This is a genomic window from Filifactor sp. (genome assembly GCF_057248345.1).
On record NZ_DBHIIC010000012.1, the window covers coordinates 1 to 25,651 of the forward strand.

The following is a 25,651-nucleotide window of genomic DNA, read 5'->3' on the forward strand; positions in this document are numbered from 1 at the left end:
AATGTGATTTTCTATGGAATTTTTTTAGTTCATTTTCATTTTACAATTAACCAATATTTTTTTCTTGAAACGGAAGTGTTTTTATGATAAAACTTAAGAGAATATGTATATATATATTTGTATGTGATTCAGATTGCATAGTGAGGGAGGTGAAGACTTGGTATATAAGAGAAGTCCTATAGCTGCCATTTGGAATTGTGTTGCAGTTATATTTTTATTCATTTTTTTATTTTTTGTACTAGGATACTTCTTTGGAACGAAAGTAGCAATTATCGGGGCAAGTGTTGTATCACTGATAGCTTTGGTAAATGTAATCAGAGATATGAAACTGAAAGTAGTTGTAGAGGGTAATGATTTAGAAATCTATCTTGGAAAAAAAGAATATCATTATGAGATTGATAAGATCAATCTAAGATCAGAAAGCAGAGATTTTGATTCATTTATCTTGAAGATAACAGATGAAGATGGGGTACAAGAAACTTTTGATTTATCATTACTTGGTTATCGAAAATATCAGCAATTGCTATATGATTTAGGGTTTGAATAAAGTTTTTAAAATTCATAGAAAATTTAGGATGTTATGAGGAGGAGTTAGAGATGCAAGCGGTGTTAGATTCGTTACGTTCAATGGGAATGTTCCCTTATATATTTTTGGGGATGGTTGTTTTTGCAATTATATATTCCCTTTTCTATATGAAGATGAATAAAAAGGCAAAGGAGAAGTGGTTAGATGAACATAAGGGAGCTGTAAAGGTGTCTCTTTCATCAGGTACTAATCTCATTACAAGCAAACAGTTATTGGCAGAAGTTGTAAGTGGAGAAGCTGCGATATTTACAGATAAGACATCATATGTCATTTATGCAATGCCGGGAGATATTGGTTTAAGAGTTACATATTCTTATACAAGACCGGGAGTATTGCACAAAACTGTTACGACTACTTGGGGTCCGACTACAATAAATCTTCATCTTGATCCAAACAAAGAATATGCACTTACATTTGATAAGAAAGAAGAGGAGTTTAAGTTAGAAGAAATATAGAGCTCATTGTTTTAATTCGTAAAAAAGAGTATGATTTTCACCAACTACGACTGATGTGGTGGGAAAGTTAATAAAAAAAGATTGTTCCTATGTGAAAATAGGAACAATCTTTTTTTAGAAGTTTTATTCTATTTCAAGAAGTAGGAATAGAAAGTTTATTCTTTTTCAATCAATGACAGAACAGTTTGCTTAAATAGTGCCAGTTTTTGATCAGCTTCTTCTTGTGATTTTGCTTTGATTCCAAAGTAGATTTTCAGTTTCGGTTCGGTACCTGATGGACGAAGTGCATACCAAGATTCGTCTTCAAATAGAAATTTGATGGCATTCGTTGGTTCAATGTCAACCTTGGATACCGTTTCTGTTTTGATATCAACAGATTCTGAGATTGCATAATCAAGGTAGGTAACCAAAGAGAGGGAGCCGATTGTTTTTGGATAATCTGTTCGATAGGAGAGCATGATGGATTTGATTTCTTCCTGTCCACGAATTCCTTCTCGAATTAGAGAAATAGTATCTTCTGCAAAGTATCCATGTGTTTGGAACAATTGTTGCAACACATCAATCAATGTCATTCCTTTTGTTTTGTAATAAGCGGCAGCTTCTGCTATTAGCATTGCGGAGGATACGGCGTCCTTATCTCTTACAAAAGTTCCGGCATTGTATCCGATACTTTCTTCATATCCGAATAACACTTGTTTTTCTTTCGTTTTTTCGTATTGGTTACTGATTGCAGAGATGTTTTTGAATCCGGTGAGAACATTTATAACTTCTACACCGTAATATTTCGCAATGGTTGCTCCCATTTCTCCTGTTACAATCGTTTTGACCATAATACCGTTGTTTGAAAGTAGATTTTTTTCTTTCATAGAAGAAAAAAGATATTCGATTAAGAGAGCACCTGTCTGATTTCCGGTTAAAGCGTGATATTCACCGTTGTGATAACACATTACGGCAAGTCGATCAGAGTCGGGATCGGTTGCAATCAAAAGTTCTCCGTTTACTTTTTTTGCAAGCGCAAGAGAATATTCAAATGCACGAAGGTCTTCGGGATTCGGATATTCTATAGTCGGGAAGGTTCCGTCAGGTTGTTCCTGTTCTTTTACAATATGGACAGTTTGGAATCCTCTCTCACGAAATACTCTTTGAACCGGAATACTTCCGGCACCGTTTAACGGAGTGAATACGATAGAGATGTTCTTGTCGATTTCTTCATCACGCAAAGAAAGAGATTTTACCTTTTCTAAGTAGATGGTGTCTATCGGTTCTCCAATCCATTGAATTCGTCTTTCTTGTAATGCTTGTTCAAAAGAGTAAGTTGGAATTTCAGAGAATGATGTTATCTTTTCGATTTCTTGCACAATTTGATTTGCAATATCGTCCTTGATTTGAGAACCTTCATCCCAGTACACCTTATATCCGTTGTAGTCTTTCGGGTTGTGACTGGCAGTGATATTGATTCCTGCGGCACAGTGGAGATGTCTTACCGTAAATGAAAGTTGAGGTGTACTTCTTAAACTTTCGTAAAGGTAGACCGGTATATTGTGTGCAGCAAAGGTACATGCGGCAATTTTGGCAAATTCATCTGATTTGATGCGACAGTCATGTGAAATGGCAACGCCTCGTTGTTTGAACTCTTCTCCGTAAGAAGAGATTACTTTAGCAAATGCGTGTGTTGCCCTTGCAACGATGTAAGAGTTCATTCTGTTGCTGCCGGCACCTAATTTTCCACGAAGTCCTGCTGTTCCAAATGCTAACTCTTGATAAAAACGGTCTTTTAATTCGTCATCATTTCCTTGTAGTGCAAGAAGTTCTTCCTTAGTCTTATCATCAATTGCAGTATCGTTAATCCATTGTTGGTATCGTTGTAAGTAGTCCATATCAAAGTCCTTTCTTTGGTAGTAAATTCTATTTCCGGTATCAAATTCTTATTTTTAGTACCAATCGTTGTCAAAGAGCCTGTAAACAAAATTCTTTTGTTATTGTGCTTATCTTGTATTTTACAATAAGGAGTCTATGATTTCAAATAGACAGGAGAATAATTTTTTGAAAGATTAGAATATCTTAGGAAGAAAGATTGTATTTGTTGAACAGATAGGGTTCATTGAAAATGGAATAAGAAATTTTTGTCATAGAGATGAAATTTAGAAGTTTGAAATTCGAAAGATTGGATGTTGAAATTTGAAATTTATCACAAGGCAAGGACTGTATTTTAAATTTATGGTACAATATATAATAAATAAAGTAATAATTCAAGGAGGACGAATAGGATGACAAAAGAAGAACGGGCTGAGAAATGGTTTAAGAAGATACCTGACAGTGAATCAATCAGTTTGGAAAAAAAGATGGAGATATGTCATAAAACTGCTATTGGAATGGTTGTGATATTTTTTGTGATATATATCATAGAACGATTTTTATTATATAAGTTAACGGACGGTCAGCTTTTTTATTATATGGCTGATATTCTAAATAAAATGTCTAAAGGTCTTCATACAAGAAATCAATATAGAGGGGTAGCGATTGTCGGTGGATTGATGGTACTTCCATTGATGATTGTACCGTTTTTTGCAACCATGTTATTTAAAAACCGATATATGAAACATCAAGTTGAAAAGTTGAAAGATAACATGAAAGTCAACGGTTCTCGTTCTGAAATCTATTTCGGTCCTTCGACAAAAAAAGAACAAAAGAGGGATTTCGATTGTTCGGATTGGGTATTGGATGTTGATGGAACAGAACAGGTTGGATTTACAGAAAAAGAGTTGAAACAAAATCTTGAATCAATTCAAAAAGGGGATATTGATTTCATCATTCTCACACCACCTAAACCGATTAGAATACAGACTGTAGGTTGTTTGTGCAACTTTGTCCAAGTTTGTCAGGATAAAGATTCCAATCATTTTCATTTTGAGGTTGGAACGATAAGAGAGAAGAAGAAGAACGATAGTATGATTTATGGAAAAGACGGACTTACTCAAGAAGAAACAATGTCCATTTTTAGAAAGGTAATAGATAACAGTACTGAATTTGATGTGAAGGAGTGGGAAGTGGTGTTGGATTTGAGAACGAAGGCTGATGTTGAGCTATATCGAAAAATGGGTGCACTGTTGACAGAGAATACAGAAGTTCGCTCTAACATAGAATCTTGTTTGCAAGCTCCTCAACAGTATTACAAAGAGAAAGCCGACTTTTATGAAGAACGCTGCATTGAGGGAAATCAAGAAGATAGTACCATTATATGGATTGGAATGGTAGATGAGATGTTATCCGGTTATGAAGCAATTGAATTGGATTGGAAGACTGATATTGGAGATTTCTTGTATGAAATGAAAAATTTGGCAAGTCGGCATCATTTACAGATAGAAGAAGATTGGTTCAATGAGGATGAAGATATACCTACCTGGTGCGCGGTATTGGATGAAAAATGGATGGATACAGGCTTTTGTGTAGGTGGAATGGACATAGATAGTGACAGTTATGTTTTGTTTGTGTGCCGAACAGAAGTATTAACACAACTTTCCGATTTAGGCAAACAGGTAGGGCAGAGATTTGATTTTGCAAAAAATATGTAAAGCAAACAAGAATATTTCACAGTGGCATTGATTCAAACCGATTTATCGTATAGGTAGTAGATGAAAGAGAAACATACAACAAAGAATGTGTAAAAAAACTTTGTTAATTACAAAGTCAGAATCAATTTTTTGTTGAAGATATGAGAAATTCATCTTTGAGAACAGAATGTGGGAGTATGGATATGAAAAAGTATGAATTCACAGCATTGACATCAAAAAATGATACAATAATGGGGATGAGTTTTGTTACGATATTTGGATTTTCTATACTGTTATTTCAGTTAGGGATGTTTTACAGTGGACTGGAAAAAACATTGAAAGCGCATCCGGTATTACTGCTTTTATTCATTTTTGCGTTACTTGCTATCGCTAATATATTGTTTCAAAAAATAAAGGAAACCTTGGTGAAACATTATAGAGTGGAGCTTGATGGAACAAAGATAAAGATTTTCGAGAATGGAAATGAAATGATGCAAGGTCAGATTTCTGATTGTCATACAAAGGATAACTCAAGGATGTCAGTAAAGTCTTTGAGAGCAGATTTCTACATTGATGATGAAAAAATATCTTTTAGAGTAAGACCTAAGGCATACAAAACCATTCAAGGCTCAACTTCCGGGAATCTTTTTGGAACAGGAAGTCTATTGGATATAGAAGAGCTGGCATTCTTGTGTGAAGAAATCAAAGCTGTTGTCGGAAAACGGAGAGTTGAGTAAACTGTTTTCGTAGAAAATGAGTCTATGAAACAGAGTTATGTATTAAGATACAGGAATATTCCTGTTTCGAGGTACAGTATGGAATTTGACAAAATTGTTATAGCTCAGGTATTTATGGAATATAGAATAGAAAAATATGTTATATTCAATGATAAAGATGTTGAGGAAAGAGGATGAGAAGATGTTTCGGTATTATTTGATAGGATTGGAATGGATGTGGGAGGAGCCATTTTTTAGGCATGTAAGTATTTCCTTGATAGGAGTGGTGACACTGTTATGCCTTCGCAGATTGTTTGCTGCGTGGCAAAGTGGTGGAAGTTTTTTTGCACCTTATCATATTAGAAACGGAAATCTTTATATTCACAATGCTATTTTTTTTGGAAAAAGAGTCATTCCTTTAAAGGAGATAAGAATGATTACAACCAACACTTTACGTGGTAGAAAGGGTGGAGGAACAAGATATTTTCTTCAGATTGAAAAAAAACATGGAAGAGCAACTGCTATATTCTTTGGAAAAAGTAAAAAAACGGAGTTAATGGTGGATAATTTACAGAAAGAGACAAAGAAGTACGGTGTAAAAATTCATAAAGGGTTGTGGGATTAGAAAACAGCTATATAATTATCTCTTTCCGATTCGTTAGAGAAGATAAAGATTTCATGACGGATTGACAAAGTCTTGACGATAACTGAAATAACAAAAGAGTTGGAAGTTGTTTTGAGCGAACAACAAGTTTGAGGTTTACAATCAAGTTCTGTAAATTACTTGCTTTTACTTTAAAACTAAAATAGGAAACGGCTTCCCTCTTTTATTTTTTATCTTCTAAAATAAAATTAAATTAAATGGTTCTTTTTAGTAGAATAGTAAAAGTAATTTGACAATGCTAGGGAGTTTGTTCATGCCAAAAAATTTTATGATAGAATCTCATGTTCCCACATTCCTTGCAATAATGTTTCCTTGCGCATTTTTTTGTCAATTCCGTTTAAGACAGATCGTTTATCTCGAATCCAATGAGGAGCTATGAGTGTTGCCTTATCTCCATCGCCGGTCAGACGATGAATCACTATGTTCGGAGAGATTCGACATAAAATATCTACTACAGAATCAATATAATCTTCTCTTGAGAAGACTGGAAATGGATTTTGTTGATAAAGTCTGCCCAAATCACTATCTGAAGAGATATAGAGCATGTGTATTTTCAGTCCCCAAATTTTTTTCTTTGAAAGATAGACAGCAGTTTCTCTCATTTGTTGTTGTGTTTCGTTCGGTATATTGAGAATCATGTGGACAACCGTACGAATATTTCTTTCGTGAAGATGTTTGATTGCATCATCAAATATGGAAAGAGGATACCCTCTCCGAAGCAAGACAGCACTTTTTTCATGAATGGTTTGCAGTCCGAGTTCTATCCACAAAAAAGTTTGGTTGGAATAAGATTCCAATAAGTCCAACACTTCTTTAGAGAGGCAATCAGGTCTTGTTGCAATGGCAAGTCCGACAACGTTTGGAAAAGACAGTGCCTCATCATATTTTTTCTTCAGTTCGTTCACGTCGGCATAAGTATTTGTAAAACTTTGAAAGTATGCAATATACTTTGCGTTGTTCCATTTGTTGGATAGAAGGGAAACTTGTTGGTTCATCTGTTCGGTAATACTGTCTGCGCATGAGGTAAAATCTCCCGAACCTTTCTCGGAACAGAACAGGCAACCTCTTTTTGCAATGGTGCCATCTCTGTTTGGACAAGTAAAACCACCATCAATAGAAAGTTTGATGATTTTTTCTCCAAATTCTTCCTTGAGTGCTTGATTTAAAGTGTAGTAGGTTTTGTGATTCAGATACATAATTTTCTCCCAATTAAAATAAGATAGTTTATTATAACGAATCTATACTAAATATGCTATAGAAGAATTGAATGAATTGCTGTTGATAATCATCATCTAATTATGTATAATAATTTATATTTTATGTATCATTTTTTATATTGTATTTGTTTAAGAGGGGTAACTATGAGTAGGCAAAGTAATCCAACCAAGAATATATCTCATCAATTGTATGAGATTTTAAAATATAGAATTATTAAATTGGAATATGAACCTTCAACATATCTGAAAGAAGAGAATATTGCAAAAGAGTTTAATATCAGTAGAACACCGATACGAGAAGCAATGAGAGAACTAAGAAATGATCTTCTTCTTGAATTTAACAAAGGGAACCTTGTAACTCCGGTATCTTTAGATACTTATGCAAAAATTTTTACGATGAGAGAGCATTTGGAACTACTTTCCGTCAAACTGGCAACATTAAATTGGGCAGATTCAGATATTGCTCTTTTAGAAGAAAATATTGCAAAACAAAAACAATTAATTTTTCAAAAAGAATATAACCCAAAGATATTTACAGATTTAGATAGAGAATTTCATTGGCTTTTGGTAAAAACATCGAAAAATAATTTTTTAGAAAAAGATTTGATGAAATATTATAATCTGTTTGCAAGATATAACTATTTGTGTGGGTTTGAGAAAAGAAAAGATTATGCAGTTTCAGAACATGAAATTATTTTAAATATGTTAAAGGCAAGAGATATCATTCTAGCAGAAGCTAAAATGAAAGATCATCTTAAGAATATCAATGGAAATATTCTACTTTTGATAGCAAATAAAATATGAAAAAACTCCTAAAATGGAGTTTTTTTTTATTTGTTTTTTTACTATTATTATGAATACAAGTATTTACAATATATACAAAAAATGTTTTCTATCACACAATATGTATACATAAATAACAGTTTACAAAAAATAAATTAGTGATAAAATGATTGTAAGAACTAGTTCTTTTGTATGGTTGATGTTCTATTATAAAAATACATAAGGAGCGTGATTATGAGACTGTCGAGTAGAATTTATGATATGCCTTATTCCGGTACGAGAAAGTTGACACCCTACATCAATAAAGCGAAAGACAATGGTAAAAAAATAATTGCTTTGTATATTGGTCAACCGGATATTGAAACACCGAAAGGATTTTTTCAAGCTGTTAAATCCTTTGACTCTGATGTATTAGCGTATGGTGAGAATAATGGGAACCCGGAATTAAAAAAGGCTATGAGCAATTATTACAAAGAAAAGGGGATTGATTTTTCTCCGGATGAAATATTTGTAACGGTTGCAGGAAGTGAAGCACTTTTGTTTTCTTTGATGAGTACTTGTGATTATGGAGACAATATCATCGTTTTCGAGCCATTTTACACAGATTATAATGTGATGACAAAAGAATTGAATTTAGAAATCAAAGCAATAACAACACATGCAGAAGATGGATATCGTATACCTGATGCTGATACGATTTCATCCGTAATAGATGGTAGAACTAAGGCTATTTTAGTAAATAACCCTAATAATCCGACAGGTGTTGTGTATACACCGGAAGAGATGAAGACCATTATTGATGTAGCGTTGAAACATGATTTGTTTATTATTGCTGATGAAGTCTACAGAGAGTTTGTTTATGACGATCTGACATTTCATAGTTTTGCACATTTTCCGGAAGCTTCAGATTGTGTGATTATAGTTGACAGTGTTTCAAAAAGGTACAGTGCTTGCGGAGCAAGAATTGGAAACATTGCTTCTAAAAATGAAGATTTTTTGAAAAATATAACAAAGTTGTGTCAAGCTAGAATTTGTCCACCAACACTTGATCAAATAGGAGCGATAGAACTCTATAAGACACCAAGTTCTTTGTTAAATGATATCAATAAAGAATATCAAAGAAGAAGAGATATTGCTTTTGATTGTATTTCTGAAATGGAGGGTGTTGTTTGTAAAAAACCTGAGGGAGCATTTTATTTATCCGCTAAATTACCAGTGGATAGTGCTGAAAAATTTTTAATTTGGATGCTTGAAGAATTCGATGATAACGGTGAAGTGGTAATGCTTTCTCCAATTGAGGGATTTTACGCAACACAAGGTTTGGGAACGCAAGAAGTGAGAATTGCATATGTTGTGAAAGAAGAAGTTTTAAAACGAGGTATGGAAATATTACAGAAGGCTTTGCTGAATTATCCAGGTAGAATATTGTAAACGACGGTAAGGTTTGAGTATGAAGGAGGATAACAAATGAAAAAGAAATGTTTGTATTTAATAATGGCTTGTTTGCTTTGTGTGAGCTTGGTAGCTTGTAACTCCGGATCCGGAAATACTGATGCAGGTGATACAGGTAATGAGAAATATCTGATTAGAGTTGCGCATGTATTGCCTACAACTCATCAAACACATATTACTTTAGAAGAAGTATTTAAAAAAGAAGTTGAAGAGAAATCTAACGGAAGAATCACAGTTGAAATATATCCTAATGCTCAACTTGGTGGAGATAGAAAGGCTGTAGAAAGTGTACAGATTGGATCTTTAGAAATGACAGTACCTGCAAGTACGGTTGTAACTGCATTTGATGAAGATTGGGAAGTTCTAGATATTTTATATTTGTTCGATTCTAAAGAACAAGCTTTGAAAAACTTTGACGGTCCATTTGGACAAGCGTTAAGTGAACACTTAAAAACAAAAGGAATTATCAATTTTGGATTTGGGGAAAATGGACTCAGACATGTTATCAACAATGTGAGACCAATTGAAAAAATAGAAGATATGAAGGGACTTAAAATTAGAACAATGGAAGGCCCTATGCAAGTTGCAGGATTCAAAAATATGGGAGCTAATCCTACTCCAATTTCTTTCAATGAACTTTTTACAGCATTACAACAAAAAACTGTAGATGGTGCAGAATTACCTATTAACATTGCATACTCCAATAAGATTTACGAAGTTCAAAAGTATCTATCAAAAACATCCCATACTTACTTGACTTGCCCTTATCTTATCAACAAGAATTTTTATGAAAGTCTTCCTTCTGATTTGCAAGAAGTAGTAAAGACTGCTGCGATAGATACTATTAAGGCTCAAAGAGAAGCACTCGCTGTAGATGAAGGAATCAATACTCAGAAGATGTTGGATGAAGGCGTAGTTATCAATGATATTACAGATGATGAATTACAAAGATTTAAAGATGCAATAAAACCTGTTTTGGAAGATTATAAAAATACAAAAGGTACAACTTATTTAGACTTAATTGAAGAATAACTCATTTGATACTTTGGGTAGAATATTCTACCCAAAGTATTAAATCATTGGGAGGTTCGATATGAAAATAATAAAAATTTTAGACGAAAAAATAGAAGAAGTCTTTTTGGTAGGAATCATTTCTATTTCTGTAATTCTTCTATTTATACAGGTCGTGTTGCGATATGTCTTTAAAAATTCGATCATGTGGAGTGAAGAGTTGGCAAGATACCTTTTTCTGTGGATGATTTGGGTTGGTGCAAGTTATGCAACAAAACAGTCAAGACATTTAAAGGCAGAAATACTTACAAATTTAGTTTCGGAGAAAATCGCCAGATATATTATTTTGCTCTCCTTGCTTGTTTGGCTTATATTTTCACTTTGGATAACAAATTCTTCCTTTAATCTTACGTTAAGTATATTGAAGACGGGACAAAAATCCTCTGCAATGCAAATTCCGATGTTTATTCCGTATTCCTCCGTACCGGTAGGATGTGGTTTGATGTCAATAAGATTGATTCAAAAAATAGTAGATTTACTGAAAGGAAAGGATGTTGGATAATGAATGTAATAATTCTATTTTTACTTTTGGCTATACTAATAACAATATCAGTTCCGATTGGTATCGCGTTAGGTATGGCGACACTAATTGTTATGGCAACGATGTCTAATGTTCCACTTGTTACTATTTCACAAAATGCCTTTGCTGCATTGGATTCCTTTCCTCTTATGGCAATTCCATTCTTTATACTTGCTGGAAATTTAATGGAACATAGTGGTATTTCTAAAAGGTTGTTAGATTTTGCTGACAGCTTAGTTGGTTTTTTTACGGGTGGATTATCGGTAGTTACCATTCTTACAAGTATGTTTTTTGCTGCAATCTCCGGTTCAGGTCCTGCGACAGTTTCAGCTATAGGTACATTTATGATACCAGCAATGGAAGACGAAGGGTATGATCCTGCTTTTGCTGCTGCACTAACAAGTGCTTCAGGGTCCATCGGTGTTATTATTCCTCCGAGCATTCCGTTTGTCATTTATGCTGTAGCAGTAGGAGGCTCAATTACAGATTTATTTATTGCAGGAATCATTCCTGGAATTTTAATTGGACTATCTTTAATTATTACAAGTTGTTTGATAGCAAAGAAATATGGTTGGAAAGGTGATGGAAAGAAATTCTCTATTTCTGAAGTTTTTAAAAGATTCCGAAGATCTTTTTGGGCATTATTGATGCCTGTTATCATATTAGGAAGTATATATAAAAGTATCGCAACACCAACTGAAGCAGCAATTATTGGAGTTGTATATGCTGTCATTGTCGGTAGATTTGTTTATAAAGAATTGGAATTAAAGGATATTTACACTGCTCTTAAAGATACTGCTACAATTAATGGGGCTACTTCTTTTATGGTAGGATTATCATCATCATTTGCCGCATACTTAACAATGGAACAAATCCCTGTAAAAATTGCTACTTCTATGCTTTCTTTAACAGACAACTCAACTGTGATTATGTTGTTAATATTATTGTTCTTACTTATTGTAGGTTGTTTTATTGATAATATTTCGTCTTGTATTATATTAGCACCAATCTTTTTACCTATTGCAGTTCAATCCGGAATTAGCGTAGTACATTTTGGAGTTATCATGACAGTTGCATTATCTATTGGATTTGTAACTCCTCCGTATGGTGCGAATTTATTTGTTGCATCCGGAATAAGCGGTGTATCCATAGAAAGAATTTCAAAAAGAATTTTACCTCTGATTGTATCGATGGTTATTGTGTTATTGTTAGTAACATTTATTCCTGCGATATCAATGACATTAGTGCAAAAATAATTTGAGAGGAGAATGAAATGTATAAAGTTGTCAGATTATTTCCATATCAAGAAGGTGTTCAATTAGAACAATCAGTATTAGAAGGAATAGCAGAAGTCGTTGAAAGACCAAGCTATACTGAAAAAGAGATTATTGAAAATGCAAAAGATGCAGATGTTATTATATGTATTTATGAGAATATTAACAGAAATGTGATAGAAGCGCTTACTCATTTAAAAATGATTGCTTTTAAATCGATAGGATTTAATTCAGTAGATTTGGCATATGCAACAGAAAAAAATATAGCTGTCAGCCACAATACAAAATATTGTGTAAAAGAAGTCGCTGACTATGTAATGTCTGCAATTTTACTATCGAATAGAAAAATAATACAATTTAATAAATCTGTGATTGAAGATAAAAAATGGGATTTTACGATATTTCCTGAAATTCAAAGATTGGAAGAACAAGTTGTTGGATTTTTGGGTTTTGGAAATATACCTAAACTCGTTGCAGAAAGATGTAAGCCTTATGGTTGTAAATTGATTGCCTATGATCCTTTTGTAAGCGAAGAAGTTGCTTCAAAGTATCATGTAAAACTGGTTGATAAGGAACAGATATTTAAGGAAGCAGATTATATCAGTTGTCATCTTCCTTCTAATAAAAGTACAGAAAACTCTATTAACAAGGAGTATTTCGACTTAATAAAAGATTCTGCTGTATTTATTAATTCATCAAGGGGTAATATTGTACAGGAAAACGACTTAATAGAGGCATTGGATAATGGAAAAGTTAGTATGGCTATATTAGACGTGGTTCATGATGAAAACCCTGATGTTGTTTCAAACCCTTTGATTAACCATAAGAATGTAATTGCGACACCTCACATAGCATTCTATTCCCGGCAGTCTACTAGAGATGGTAGAATTGAAACTGCTACTAACATTAAACATTTTCTTGAAAAAAATTATGATAAAGCACAGATTGTAAATAAAGTTAAATACTAGTTTCAATGTCTTTTTCAGAAGGGCTATTCTTCTTATCATAAGAAGGATAGCTTTTTTATTTGTAGAATGATGAGAACTACTATGTATCTAACATTGACTTGTCAAGTTCAAAAAATTGTTTTATAGAAATAGGTATTTTAGGTTGTAATACTTGAGTATAGAGTGCATCTTATCGCTCGAAAATGACATCTTATCATCTAAAACCGACGAATGGCAGAGAAATCACACTAACTGATTCAAAATATGTTATAGTAACCATAACAAATTTGTCACATGTGGATACAACATATTTGTAGAAGAAAATAGAAATAGAAAAGAGGAGATAATATGAACATTCACTTTTCTCTCAATCCGAAAACAGAAGATATCACAATTCAAATTGAAGCAAAGGAATACAATGAAGAAGTCAAGAAATTGATGGAACTATTACAAAATACTGAAAAAGGATTTGATAAAATTGTGGTAGAACAGGAAGAAAAATTTTATTTTTTGGAAAAGAGTGAGATTGAAAAAATCTATTCCCAAAATGGAGCGGTTTATGTTGATACAAGACAGGGAACGTTTGAATCTAAAGAACGTCTCTATGAGTTGGAGGAGAAACTGAAAAACTTTGTTCGCATTTCAAAGTCTGTCTTGGTCAATGTGGAAGAAATCCAATCATTGGAAATGGAATTTAACGGAAAAATGAAAATGTACCTGAAAAGTGGAGATGTGGAATATACTTCTCGATCTTATTTGAAGGACATCAAAAAAGCTCTTGGATTGTAATTGATTCAGGTTAGTGAAATACTTTGTAAACATGGAACGTAAAAAAGGAAAATAATTTAAAAATAATAGAGTAGCAAATAGAAATGCTATTTATGTTACTCAAGAAAGGGAGAGTATTATGAAAACATTAAAACAAAATATTTTGTCAATCTTAGTAGGAATTGGAATAGGATTATCTGTTAACAGTACATTTTTAGCATATTTTGCAACAAAATATGAATCTTTGAGCAGTGTAATGATATTTCGTTCTTATATTGCATCCATTATTATAGGGGTGGTATCATCATTTTCCAGTAATTTATTTCAAATGGAAGAAGAAGGTTCTTTGTTGAAAAAGACAATATTACATTATTTTGTGATATTGATTACAGTTTGTGCAGTAGGAAAGTGGGCCAATTGGATGGGAAATATCAGTCCGTTTTTTGTAGTATTTACAGCAATCTATATTGTGATTTATGCAGTGTGTTATCAAATTGGAAAACGAAAAGTGAGTGAAATCAATAATGCATTGGAGAAAAAATCACAACGATAAGCACAGATTCTAAACTTGTGATATGGTAATAAGTGATATTGGGACAATCTATTTGTTGTCATAATGAAGTTAAGGAAGAATATATTGTATATTGAAATGGTTGTTCTAAAAAATGAAGAAGCATCTTTTTTAGGATGGCGAATTTAAGAAACTGTCTAAAGAAGTAGCAAAAGGTTAATCAATCTGAAAGGTAGATACAGTCATTTTATTTTAATGGATTGTTATGACAATTGTTAAAGATGATGAAACAACATTAAGAAAGTGAGTCATAGTGAGATAGAAAACAAAAAATCCTTTTTTGGGGATATGGTTTGGAGTATTATCGATTCAAATCACCTGAAAGTAGGATTTTTTGTTTTGTTAGTTTTATAAACTCTTTATCAAAGCTAGAAGGGTATCGAAAAGATATAGAATCCTTTTTTATCTTTTAGGCGTGGAAGAAAGTGATTGAAAGTGGTATATCATCATGATATAATTTTTTACAGTATACAGATTTCTGTGAAATGACTGTGCGATGATTTTCTATTTATTCTATGAACTTTGAACATAGATGCATAAGAATATATACTATGTTTGCACGGATGTTTGAGAGCAACATCTATATTTCAATATGTTCTTGTAAGATATCGACATTGAATACACTAGTCTACAGTTGTCAGTTACAGATACTGATATGATTTATTTGATATTATATAGTGTTTGTGTTGTATCAACAAGTAGTATATTGTTTGGTGTTTAGTATCTGTCCCGGTATATTGCCGGTATATGAAATGGATAGTAGATAAATTTAAGGAGGAGATAATTATGGCAGGAAATTTTTGTTCACAATGTGGAGCCTCTAATGAGGTAGGAACGAGAGAATGTAGATTTTGTGGGGAACCGTTAGGAGGCCAACAATCTCAACAAACACAACGGATATATGTGACAGGAATCAATCCTTCATGGCCTATTAAGAATAAGCTTGTAGCTGGATTACTTGGAATTTTTTTAGGTGGAATCGGTCTTCACAAATTCTATTTGGGTAAGATTGGAATGGGAATTATTTATATCTTGTTCTGTTGGACCGGAATTCCGTCTATTGTTGGCTTTATAGAAGGTATTGTATATCTTTGTTCAAATGATGAGAATTTCCAACTAAAACATCATGTACGACTTCTATAATGTGAAAAGTAATCAAATTTATTCGTTTTTTATTGATGGTTGCAAAGTTTTTGTATGTGAGAGATAAAGAACATGGAATCGGTAGATGAAATCCGATTGAGTGGGAATAAAAGTAGTGAAAAATATCTAAGATAACTCTTAGGTATTTTTTATTGGGAACTTTATGAGACATAGTAAATTTTGAGATAGGGATTCATAAGAAGAGAGCGTTAGAAACCGAATATAGGTAGGAATCGTTAGAATAGAACAAATTAAGTATAAAAACTGGTAAAGAAGCATTTGTTTGAATAGGGATGATAAAAAACATAAGACAAATACTGTGAAAAAAAACAAAAGTTGAATATCCAATAACCTTGAAATATGGTATCCTAATTTTACCAAGAAGGAGTAAGGGAGGGATATGAATTGAAACCTTTGGTGGTATATTATTCCTATTCAGGAATTACAAGAAGATTAGCAGAAGATATTGCATTGATTACAGATGGCGACTTGAGAGAGCTGAAACCGCAAAAGCCCTATTCATTTTCCTATCATACTGCGATAAAAGAAGTAAGGAAAGAAATAGAAAGAGGATACTGTCCTCCTCTGATGGAAGGAACAGAAAGCATGGGAGATTCGAAGGTCATTTTTATTGGCTCGCCTAACTGGCTTAAGACATTTGCTCCTCCTATTTTGTCGTTTTTACGAACGGTTGATTTGAGCAACAAGACCATTATTCCATTTTGTACGCATGGAGGAGGTGGTTTTGGGAACATGATGGAAGATTATAAAAGAGAATGCAAACATTCTATTATTAAAGATGGGATAGCATTAAAAGGAGACTACAATTTCGATGAGCTAAAAAATTGGTTGGACAGAAATTTGTAACATTTTTCTAGCAGATGGAATGGAATGATTTGATGATAGAATGTAAAATGAAATTATAAAAAATTGGTAAGGAAGTAGTTATACGCAAAAAAGCAAGATTTACCGTACAGAAAGAACATAAACAGTACAGTATGCTACACTGTTAATAACTATTTCAAGATAGAAATTAGAATCGGAGGAAGTAAGTTTGGGTAAAAAGTTAGAAGAAATGAGCTTAGAAGAACTTTGGCAACTGTTTCCGATTTTTTTGGTGGAACATAATCCGTTGTGGAAAAAATGGTATGAAGAAGAAAGAAATACTATTCTATCCATAGTACCGACCGAAAGGATTAAAAGACTCTCCCATATCGGTAGCACTGCAATTTTAGAAATATATTCAAAAAATATTGTGGATATATTGGTTGAAGTAAATGACAGGTCAGATTTGGATGTTGTTAAGGAAATTCTCGTCAACAGCGGATGGTTATGTATGCATCAGACTGAAAATAGAATCGTACTCAATAAAGGATATACAGAACAAGGTTTTGCAGAAAAAGTATTTCATCTCCATATTAGAATTATCGGGGATTATGATGAACTATATTTTCGAGACTATCTGAATGAGCATGAGGAAATAGCCAAAGAATATGAAACATTAAAATTATCTCTTTGGAAAAAATTTGAGCATAATCGAGATGGATATACCGATGCGAAAACAGATTTTATCAAAAAATATACTGATTTAGCAAAGTCTGAATATAGAGGTCGATATGGAACAAACGATTTATCGAATGGAATATGATAAATTTGAGAATCAGAAAATCAAAATGATCATACGCTCTTTATTGTACAATCAATAAGGAGGGTATTTTAATGAAATATCGTTATGAAAATAAAAAAAGAACCTAAGTTGGTTCCAAGTCCTGAGGCTACAATTGCCGGCGGGGGTGACCAAGTTGGGTTCTACTGTAAGGATAACACATACTAATTAAGATGTCAAGGGAAAAATTTATTTTAATTATGAAAAAAGTGGTTATATGTGGGATGTATTTAGAAAAGTGGGAGAAAAAAATTTTAGATACATTAGGTCATTTTTTTAATTCTTTTGTTCTTTTAATTGTTCTATTCTATTACACTATATCGATAGGGTACTTCAGTTTGCAATAGTTGAAAGGGAAAAAGAGTGTGTTTTAATGCAGAGAAGTTTTATGAACATACACAATTTTTTGAAAAAAATGAAAAAAGTGATTGACAGATAAAAAATAACTTGGTAGAATACTAAAAAACAAATTCAAATATAATCTTATGTAAAGAAGAGTATGCTTGGGAGTAAGTTTACAGAGAGTTCTTGTTTGGTGAAAAAGAACAATGGAAAGCAAGTTGAAGATGGTCTTTACCTGAGTCGGATTGAGGGCATTGCATTAGATTCGAACGGGAGTGCCCGTTATAGCACCAAGGTATGATTGTACCTGTCGAGGTCATTATCGTGAGATAATGATAAAAAAAGGTGGTAACACGGGATATTACTCTCGTCCTTTTATAGTTTTCTATAACAGGATGAGAGTTTTTTTATTGGAATGTAAATTCAGTAGAATTCGAAATTTTCTAAGTTACAAAAAAGAGTATGTTTGAAGAAAAATTTATGAAATTGGTTATTTATGAACAGGAGGAATTATAATGGCAAGATTTAAGAGTAAAAGTATTGAAACATTATGTGTACAAGCAGGGTATGAACCAAAGAACGGTGAACCGAGAATCACTCCTTTGGTACAATCTACAACATATCAGTATGACAGTGCTGATGAAGTGGCTGATTTGTTTGATTTGAAAAAAGCAGGGCATATGTATAGTCGTATCTCCAATCCTACAGTAGGAGTGTTGGAAGAGAAGATTGCAGCTTTAGAAGGTGGAGTAGGAGCATTAGCGACTTCTTCCGGACAGGCTGCAACTCTATTATCCATCCTTACAATTTGTAATCATGGGGAGCACCTCGTAGCAATGAACAATTTGTATGGAGGAACATACACATTGTTATCTTCTACTTTGAAAAAGATTGGAATCGAGACAACATTCGTACCTTTGAATGCATCTAAGGAAGAAATAGAAGCGGCAATTCAAGATAATACAAAATTGATTTTTTCCGAAACAATCGGAAATCCTAAAGTAGACGTGTTAGATATCGAAAGAATCGCAGAGATTGCACATGCAAATAATCTTCCGTTATTTGTAGATAATACGTTTGCAACTCCACATCTTTGCAGACCGTTCGATTTTGGAGCGGATGTTGTGATTCACTCTACAACAAAATATCTTGATGGACATGCAACAAGTGTTGGAGGACTTATTGTAGATTCCGGAAAATTTGATTGGACAAACGGCAAATTCCCACATTTAACAGAAAAAGACCCTAATTACCATGGACTCAGCTATACAGAAACATTTGGAAATCTGGCATTCATTATCAAGGCAAGAGTAGTGTTCATGAGAGATTTCGGAACGACAATGAGCCCGTTCAACGCATTTTTAACTAATTTGGGAGCAGAGACATTGGCACTTAGAATGGAGCGACATTCTGAAAATGCATTGAAAGTTGCAAAATTCTTGGAAAATCACGAAAAAATAGACTGGGTAAACTATCCGTTGCTTGAAAGCTCCAAATCTTATGAATTGAGTAAAAAATACTTGAAAAAAGGTGGAAGCGGAGTTATCAGCTTTGGAGTAAAAGGTGATGTGGAAGATACTAAGAGATTCATCGATTCTCTTACATTAGCTTCCTTGGTAGTCCATGTTGGAGATTTAAGAACTCATATCTTGCATCCGGCAAGTATGACACACAGACAATTATCAAAAGAACAACAGTTAGGAGCAGGAATTGAGGAAAATATGGTTCGTTTCTCAGTAGGAATTGAGGATGTAGAAGATATTATTCTTGATTTAGATCAAGCCTTAGCATTGGTATAGGAATACCGATATTGATTAAAAAAGGCCCTTGCGATTGTAAAAAGAAATGGAGGGTAAAGCAATGCCTTTAGTAATACCAAGCGATTTACCTGCAAAAAGTATATTAGAACAAGAACAGATTTTTATTATCACAACAAATCGAGCGGACACCCAAGATATCCGTCCGCTCAAACTTGCCATCTTGAATTTGATGCCGAAGAAAGAGGAGACGGAAACACAGTTATTGCGTATGTTGTCCAACACACCTTTGCAAGTTCATGTTGATTTGATACGAACGGAAAGCTATAAATCCAAAAATACAGACGAAACGCATTTGAATCGTTTTTATAAGACGTTTGAAGAAATGAAACATACCAAATACGATGCGATGATTGTTACCGGAGCACCGGTAGAAACAATGGAGTATGAAGTTGTAGACTATTGGGAAGAATTTACTCAAATTTTGGAATATGCTAAGGAGAATGTTTATTCCACAATGTTTATCTGTTGGGCATCTCAAGCAGCACTCTATCATTATTACGGAATTCAAAAATATCAAAAAGACGAAAAGATTTTTGGAGTGTATGACTTTGATGTGTTGCATAGAGGTGTTTTGACAAAAGGTTTTGATGATTTCTTCTATATGCCTCAATCTCGCTACACTTACAATAAGATGGAAGAAGTAGAGAAATGTGATGATTTGATTGTGTGGTCAGGAAGAGAAGACATCGGTACTAATTTAGTTTCCAGTAAAGATGGAAGGCTTGTATTTATTGCAGGACATTATGAATATGAGGAGGATACTCTGTATCAAGAGTATTTGAGAGATAGAAAAAAAGGTTTGAATACCAAACTTCCTCAAAATTACTTTGTAGATAATGATGAAACAAAGGAAATCAAAGTGAGATGGAGATCTCATGCAAATCTATTTTTTGCAAACTGGTTGAATTATTGTGTGTATCAGGAAACACCATATGATATTTCCAAAATTGCAAAGAAAAAGTAGCGAGTGATTTTTCAATTTCGGTCTCATAAGATTACTAAAGCAACTCACCGTATGTTCAGTATTTTTAGGGTAACGGTGTGGTATCGTTTCTGTTTCTGAAAAATGATTGTTAGGATAAATACAACTGTTGAAGTCATAGAAGTCAATTTGTTTGTGATAAGAATGTATGGTCAGAAATGACGCAGACGGAAAATTGTATCTTTATGATGTGGATAAAATAAAAAAAGAGAATAACCCAGCCAATGAAAAACAATTCATCAGCCTTACCACCTAAAAGCGGTATGTTAGGTCATTCTCTTAGCACAGATAATTGTACCATAAGAAAAAAATACGTCAACAATAAAACGAAAAAAACTTATAAAAATATATTGAAATAAAAACTAAAGTTATCATTAGAAAATGATAGAAGTGACAGATGAGAATACTAAGACAGTCTTAACTGGTCCTTCTATCATTTTTTGTGCTTACGATAAATTCAAAGTCTAACAACTGAATTCTAATATTTTTCTCATCAGTAGGATGGTATTACTCTCCATAAAAATTAGATTACCTAAGTTTTTTTGACTTGCAGGGAAGTAATAGAAATAATCAAGGTAAAATAGTAAGTTAAGGTTATGGTGGAGTGTGGTAAATAAGAGAAAATAGAAACAGGTATCAAAGATTCTGTTTTTCTGTAAGAAATGTTTGTTATTATCTTGGGAAATGGATTAGATTGTCACAATATTTCTGTGAATATGCGTATTATACGGAATAATGCTTGAACGAACAAAAGAAATAAGATAGAATAAGAATGAAATCGTAAAATATTTGATAGTATTTGGTTTTAAATGAAGGGAGGCAATTCAATGTCAACTTGTAAAGTAAATGAATATGGAGCAATATATATTGGAAAAGATGTTGTTGCAAAAATTGCAAACAATGCGGCGAAAGAATGTTATGGATTAGTTGGAATGGCATCCAGAAACAAAAATGGGATTGTAGAATTACTTTCTTTTGCAAACGGAACAAAAGGAATTTCTGTTGATATTGTAGATGGTGTTGTTTATCTGAACTTGTTTGTTATTATTCAGTATGGAACCAATATTGCAGTTGTATCAGAGAATATTATTGAGCGTGTAAAATACTACATTGAACATCAGACCGGCTTGAAAGTGGGAGAAATAACAATCAATGTAGATGGAGTAAGAGTTCAAAAATAGGTAGGAGGAAGTAGATAAATGAATAGGATTGAAGGGGTATTGTTTCGAAGTATGTTAATCTCCGGAGCAAATAATCTGAAAAACGAAAGAGACATTGTAGACAGATTAAATGTTTTTCCGGTACCGGATGGTGATACAGGAACAAATATGTCACTTACTATGAATTCTGCAATCACAGAATTGAAGTCAGTTGCATCTAATGAATTGGGAGAAATTTCCAAAGCGATTGCAAGAGGATCTCTGATGGGTGCAAGAGGAAACTCAGGCGTTATCTTGTCACAGATTCTTCGTGGATTTGCACAAGGAATTGAGGGCAAAGATTATTTGCAAGTAGAAGACTTTGCAATTGCATTGGATTCTGCAAGAAAAGTTGCTTACAAAGCCGTGATTAAACCTGTAGAGGGAACTATTCTGACGGTTTGCAGAGAGACGGCAGAGGCAGCTTTGGAAATGAAAGATATGGAAAATATGGAAGACTTCTTGGTGAAACTTTTGGAAGCAACTCGTCATTCTTTGGCAAATACACCTGAATTATTGAAGGCGCTCAAAGAAGCGAATGTAGTGGATTCCGGAGGGCGAGGCTTTCTTTCTATCTTAGAAGGAATGGTAAAGGCGTACCAAGGACATCCAATTAGTGCAGACGGCAGTACGGAAACAAAACAAGATTTTGAAGAAATGATGAAACAAGATATTCATGCGTTTGCCGGAGAAATCAAGTTTGGGTATTGTACAGAGTTTTTCTTAAGAACTTATGAAGTGGATGCAGATACATTCCGTAGAGAAATTGAAGATATGGGAGATTCCATGGTTGTGGTAGGAGATGAAGGAATCATCAAAATTCACATTCATACTAATGATCCGGGAGTTGTCTTGCAAAAGGCATCTGCACATGGTGCGTTGGATCGTATCAAGATTGAAAATATGAGATTGCAACAAGAAGCTGTTTTGGCAAAGAGAAGAGAAGAAATGGAAGAACAGTCTCTTGCATACGGAATTATCTCAGTTGCAGTTGGAAAAGGCCTTGCAAACATGATGAGAGATATGAATGTGACCACTATCATTGAAGGTGGACAAACCATGAATCCAAGTACGGAAGATTTTGTGAAGGCGATTGACAAAATCAATTCCGATACCATCTTCATATTTCCTAACAATTCTAATATCATTATGGCGGCAAACCAAGCCAAAGAAATCAGTGATAAAAATGTAATCGTGATTCCGACAAAGGATATTCCTTCCGCTCTAGTTGGATTGATGGCAATTGATGCTGCTGCAGCACCGGAAGAAAACGAACAAAATATATTGGATGCAATTTCATGTGTAACCTCGGCAGAAATTACCTATGCCGTTCGTGACACAACAAGTGGTGAAAAGCAAATCAAAGAAGGCGAAGTAATCGGAATCAGTGGGAAAGAAATTCTTGCTAACGGTGCAGAGATAGAAGAAGTAACATTAGAAACCATAGACAGCTTGTCAGAAGACGCTGAAATTATTACCTTGTTCTATGGGGAAGATGTCACAGAAGAACAGGCAACAGCACTGATGGAGCGCGTATCGGAGAAATATCCTGATGTGGATGTAGAATTATATGAGGGAGGACAACCACTCTACTATTATTTCATATCTGTAGAATAAAGGACAAGAAAGTGAAATATCAGGGGAATTGTAGCAGAATGAGCAGATTCATTTTGTAGCAGTTCCCTTTTTTATTTCTGGAATCTAATTTACCAAGAGGATATAAAAAATAGTAGAGAATATGATAAAATGGATACATTACAATACAGAAAATAATAGGAGAGAAAGGAGAAGAAGAATGCAAAAGACGGATAGAGTGGAGAGTATCAAAGGGATTGGAAGCAAAAAAGCGGCATTGTTGAAACAGTTGGGAATCGAAACAATAGAAGATTTTTTGATGTATTTTCCTTTTCGTTATGAAGATAGAGCAAGTCATGTTCCACTAGATGAGATTAGAAGAGAAGATAAAGTATTTTCTTCAGGAAGAATTGTATCGTTTCAGACTTCTCGTTCGAAACCGAAGATGATGATTACCAAAATAACAGTCTGTTCCGAATTGGGAAAAGAAGGAGTGATCACCATCTTTAACAATCCCTATCTTCAAAAGCAGTACTCAGTAGGAGATTGTATCCAGTTTTACGGAATGTGCCAGATAAAAGGACGAAAAGTATTATTTTCTTCTCCTGAGATTGAACCATTTGGAAAGAATGTATCAATGAACTTTATTTATCCTATCTATCCACTCATCAAAGGATTGAGCAACCATGATATGGTAAATGCCATGCGTACTATTCTTCAATCATTAGGAGAATTGGAAGAAGTTTTTCCGGAATCACTGTTACAAAAAAGAAGCTTGGCACCCTTTGATTTTGCAATTCGAAACATTCATTTTCCTCATTCTGTTTCTGCATTAAAAAGTGCAAGATATCGTTTGATTTATCAAGAGTTTTTTATGTTACAAATGCATCTTTTGAATTTGAGAAACAAGGATGAAAAAGCTCGTTCTTTTGTATTGAAAGAAGTTGAACAAGCAAAGTCTTTCTTCGATAGGATTCCGTTTGAATTGACCAATGCACAAAAGAGAGTTTTGCAAGAGATGACGGAGGATTTGAAACAAGAAAAGCCGATGCAGAGATTGGTACAGGGAGATGTAGGAAGTGGAAAGACGGTATTGGCATGGTATGCAACCTATCTTACTTTTTTGAACGGCTATCAGACGGTATTGATGGCGCCGACAGAGGTGCTGGCAAAACAACACTATGAAGGAGCACTAAAAATATTTGAAGGAAGCGGAGTGAGGATTGCCTTTTTGTCGGGAAGTATTTCGAAGAAAAAGAAAGAAGAGATTTATCAAGGAATTTCCAATGGAGAATATGATTTGGTGGTTGGAACACATGCAGTGATTCAAGAAGGGGTGCATTTTTCCAAGTTAGCGCTTGCAATTACAGATGAACAACATCGATTTGGAGTAAAACAGCGTGGTAAATTGTCCAAACAGTATGAGATTGCACCCCATATTTTGGTTATGACGGCAACGCCGATTCCAAGGACTTTGACTTTAGTTTTACAGGGAGATTTGGATATTTCTATCATAGATGAATTGCCAAAGGGAAGAAAACAGATTGAAACTCATGCGATTGAGCAAAAAAAATCTCCTACAGTATATGGACAATGTATCTCAGAGTTGGAAAGAGGTCGTCAGCTTTACATCGTTTGTCCTTTGGTGAAAGAGAGTGAAGTATTAGATTTGAAATCTGCGGAAGAGTTATATGAAAGTTTGAAGACAGGAGTATTTTTGTCTTTTAATGTAGGTTTGTTGCACGGAAAGATGAAGTCGAGTGAAAAAACGGAAATCATGAGGCAATACCAAGAGCATGAGATAGATGTGTTGGTTTCTACCACAGTGATTGAAGTGGGAATCAATGTGCCTAATGCGACTGTAATGATTATTGAAGACGCACAACGGTTTGGATTATCGCAACTTCATCAGTTGAGAGGACGTGTGGGAAGAGGAAGCGACCAATCCTATTGTTATCTTATTTATCGTGGATATGATGAAGTTGTATTGAAAAGAATGCAGGTGATGACAAGTACGAATGACGGATTTCTGATTGCAGAGAAAGATTTGGAGATTCGTGGTCCCGGAGAAGTGCTTGGAGTGAAACAACATGGGATTCCTGAATTGAAATTGGCAGATTTTACGAAGCACCAAAAAGTGATGTTTGCATCCAAGGAGGATATTCAAGAATTGAAAGATAAACGGTTGGTTTGTTCAGAGCAAGAAAGAAAAACATTGGAAGAGGGTGTGGAAGCGACTTTTCAAAAGAAAATAGAACATCTTGTAATGAACTAGTTTAACGAGTGCTTTTTGAATAAATATCGTTGTCATCAGTTGAAATATCATGAAAAATAAGATAGAATACAACG

General features: G+C 33.9%; 23 protein-coding genes and 1 other annotated feature. Of the genes, 21 read left to right on the forward strand and 2 right to left on the reverse strand.

Annotated elements, in window-relative coordinates; all coding sequences use genetic code 11:
* Positions 1-157 precede the first annotated feature (157 nt).
* Positions 158-547, forward strand: a complete 390-nt coding sequence (locus ACO5GE_RS03695) for a hypothetical protein (RefSeq protein WP_484829583.1) — start codon at positions 158-160, stop codon at positions 545-547.
* A gap of 50 nt (positions 548-597) precedes the next feature.
* Positions 598-1,041 (forward strand): hypothetical protein, encoded by a 444-nt coding sequence (locus ACO5GE_RS03700; RefSeq protein WP_484829584.1) that lies wholly within the window; start codon positions 598-600, stop codon positions 1,039-1,041.
* 155 nt (positions 1,042-1,196) lie between these two features.
* Here the strand turns inward: ACO5GE_RS03700 and ACO5GE_RS03705 are convergent, their stop codons facing one another.
* Positions 1,197-2,918 carry a phospho-sugar mutase gene (locus ACO5GE_RS03705; RefSeq protein WP_484829585.1) on the reverse strand — a complete coding sequence of 574 codons (1,722 nt, stop codon included), beginning with the start codon at positions 2,916-2,918 and terminating at the stop codon, positions 1,197-1,199.
* A 390-nt stretch (positions 2,919-3,308) separates the two neighbouring features.
* Between ACO5GE_RS03705 and ACO5GE_RS03710 the strand changes: the two genes are divergently transcribed.
* From ACO5GE_RS03710 to ACO5GE_RS03720, 3 genes are all read left to right on the forward strand, one after another.
* A complete protein-coding gene (locus tag ACO5GE_RS03710; protein WP_484829586.1) occupies positions 3,309-4,613 on the forward strand; it encodes a DUF6630 family protein in 1,305 nt (434 codons plus the stop codon).
* 182 nt (positions 4,614-4,795) lie between these two features.
* Positions 4,796-5,329 (forward strand): hypothetical protein, encoded by a 534-nt coding sequence (locus tag ACO5GE_RS03715; RefSeq protein ID WP_484829587.1) that lies wholly within the window; start codon positions 4,796-4,798, stop codon positions 5,327-5,329.
* A 181-nt stretch (positions 5,330-5,510) separates the two neighbouring features.
* Positions 5,511-5,933: a hypothetical protein gene (locus ACO5GE_RS03720; protein WP_484829588.1), complete on the forward strand. Its 423-nt coding sequence runs from the start codon at positions 5,511-5,513 to the stop codon at positions 5,931-5,933.
* Between the two features lie 305 nt (positions 5,934-6,238).
* Here ACO5GE_RS03720 and mnmL read toward each other — a convergent pair whose 3' ends face one another.
* On the reverse strand, positions 6,239-7,168 hold the full coding sequence (mnmL, locus tag ACO5GE_RS03725) for a tRNA modification radical SAM protein MnmL/YtqA (RefSeq protein WP_484829589.1): 930 nt from the start codon (positions 7,166-7,168) through the stop codon (positions 6,239-6,241).
* A gap of 165 nt (positions 7,169-7,333) precedes the next feature.
* Here mnmL and ACO5GE_RS03730 point away from each other — a divergent pair, with 165 nt between their 5' ends.
* The 16 genes from ACO5GE_RS03730 to recG all read left to right on the forward strand — a co-directional run bounded on the left by ACO5GE_RS03730 (position 7,334) and on the right by recG (position 25,577).
* Complete coding sequence (locus ACO5GE_RS03730; protein WP_484829590.1) at positions 7,334-7,993, forward strand: GntR family transcriptional regulator; 660 nt, start codon at positions 7,334-7,336, stop codon at positions 7,991-7,993.
* A gap of 213 nt (positions 7,994-8,206) precedes the next feature.
* The gene (locus ACO5GE_RS03735) at positions 8,207-9,403 is read left to right on the forward strand and encodes a pyridoxal phosphate-dependent aminotransferase (protein ID WP_484829591.1); all 1,197 of its coding nucleotides are present in this window, start codon (positions 8,207-8,209) and stop codon (positions 9,401-9,403) included.
* A gap of 36 nt (positions 9,404-9,439) precedes the next feature.
* The gene (locus tag ACO5GE_RS03740) at positions 9,440-10,456 is read left to right on the forward strand and encodes a DctP family TRAP transporter solute-binding subunit (RefSeq protein ID WP_484829592.1); all 1,017 of its coding nucleotides are present in this window, start codon (positions 9,440-9,442) and stop codon (positions 10,454-10,456) included.
* A gap of 61 nt (positions 10,457-10,517) precedes the next feature.
* On the forward strand, positions 10,518-10,997 hold the full coding sequence (locus ACO5GE_RS03745) for a TRAP transporter small permease (RefSeq protein ID WP_484829593.1): 480 nt from the start codon (positions 10,518-10,520) through the stop codon (positions 10,995-10,997).
* Positions 10,997-12,271, forward strand: a complete 1,275-nt coding sequence (locus ACO5GE_RS03750) for a TRAP transporter large permease (RefSeq protein ID WP_484829594.1) — start codon at positions 10,997-10,999, stop codon at positions 12,269-12,271. The genes ACO5GE_RS03745 and ACO5GE_RS03750 overlap by 1 nt, the downstream gene beginning before the upstream one ends.
* A gap of 17 nt (positions 12,272-12,288) precedes the next feature.
* Positions 12,289-13,257 (forward strand): C-terminal binding protein, encoded by a 969-nt coding sequence (locus tag ACO5GE_RS03755; RefSeq protein ID WP_484829595.1) that lies wholly within the window; start codon positions 12,289-12,291, stop codon positions 13,255-13,257.
* Between the two features lie 327 nt (positions 13,258-13,584).
* A complete protein-coding gene (locus ACO5GE_RS03760; RefSeq protein ID WP_484829596.1) occupies positions 13,585-14,025 on the forward strand; it encodes a LytTR family DNA-binding domain-containing protein in 441 nt (146 codons plus the stop codon).
* 118 nt (positions 14,026-14,143) lie between these two features.
* A complete protein-coding gene (locus tag ACO5GE_RS03765; RefSeq protein WP_484829597.1) occupies positions 14,144-14,557 on the forward strand; it encodes a DUF3021 domain-containing protein in 414 nt (137 codons plus the stop codon).
* An 804-nt stretch (positions 14,558-15,361) separates the two neighbouring features.
* A complete protein-coding gene (locus tag ACO5GE_RS03770; RefSeq protein ID WP_484829598.1) occupies positions 15,362-15,718 on the forward strand; it encodes a TM2 domain-containing protein in 357 nt (118 codons plus the stop codon).
* A 405-nt stretch (positions 15,719-16,123) separates the two neighbouring features.
* Positions 16,124-16,585: a flavodoxin gene (locus ACO5GE_RS03775; RefSeq protein ID WP_484829599.1), complete on the forward strand. Its 462-nt coding sequence runs from the start codon at positions 16,124-16,126 to the stop codon at positions 16,583-16,585.
* 187 nt (positions 16,586-16,772) lie between these two features.
* The gene (locus ACO5GE_RS03780; RefSeq protein ID WP_484829600.1) at positions 16,773-17,366 is read left to right on the forward strand and encodes a GrpB family protein; all 594 of its coding nucleotides are present in this window, start codon (positions 16,773-16,775) and stop codon (positions 17,364-17,366) included.
* A 499-nt stretch (positions 17,367-17,865) separates the two neighbouring features.
* Positions 17,866-18,104, forward strand: a binding site (T-box leader).
* A gap of 137 nt (positions 18,105-18,241) precedes the next feature.
* Positions 18,242-19,525, forward strand: a complete 1,284-nt coding sequence (locus ACO5GE_RS03785) for an O-acetylhomoserine aminocarboxypropyltransferase/cysteine synthase family protein (protein ID WP_484829601.1) — start codon at positions 18,242-18,244, stop codon at positions 19,523-19,525.
* Positions 19,526-19,586: 61 nt separating this feature from the next.
* Complete coding sequence (locus ACO5GE_RS03790) at positions 19,587-20,510, forward strand: homoserine O-succinyltransferase (RefSeq protein WP_484829602.1); 924 nt, start codon at positions 19,587-19,589, stop codon at positions 20,508-20,510.
* A gap of 845 nt (positions 20,511-21,355) precedes the next feature.
* A complete protein-coding gene (locus ACO5GE_RS03795) occupies positions 21,356-21,709 on the forward strand; it encodes an Asp23/Gls24 family envelope stress response protein (protein WP_454963090.1) in 354 nt (117 codons plus the stop codon).
* 18 nt (positions 21,710-21,727) lie between these two features.
* Positions 21,728-23,344 carry a DAK2 domain-containing protein gene (locus tag ACO5GE_RS03800; protein WP_484829603.1) on the forward strand — a complete coding sequence of 539 codons (1,617 nt, stop codon included), beginning with the start codon at positions 21,728-21,730 and terminating at the stop codon, positions 23,342-23,344.
* A gap of 121 nt (positions 23,345-23,465) precedes the next feature.
* Positions 23,466-25,577 carry an ATP-dependent DNA helicase RecG gene (gene recG, locus ACO5GE_RS03805; RefSeq protein ID WP_484829604.1) on the forward strand — a complete coding sequence of 704 codons (2,112 nt, stop codon included), beginning with the start codon at positions 23,466-23,468 and terminating at the stop codon, positions 25,575-25,577.
* Positions 25,578-25,651: the final 74 nt, after the last annotated feature.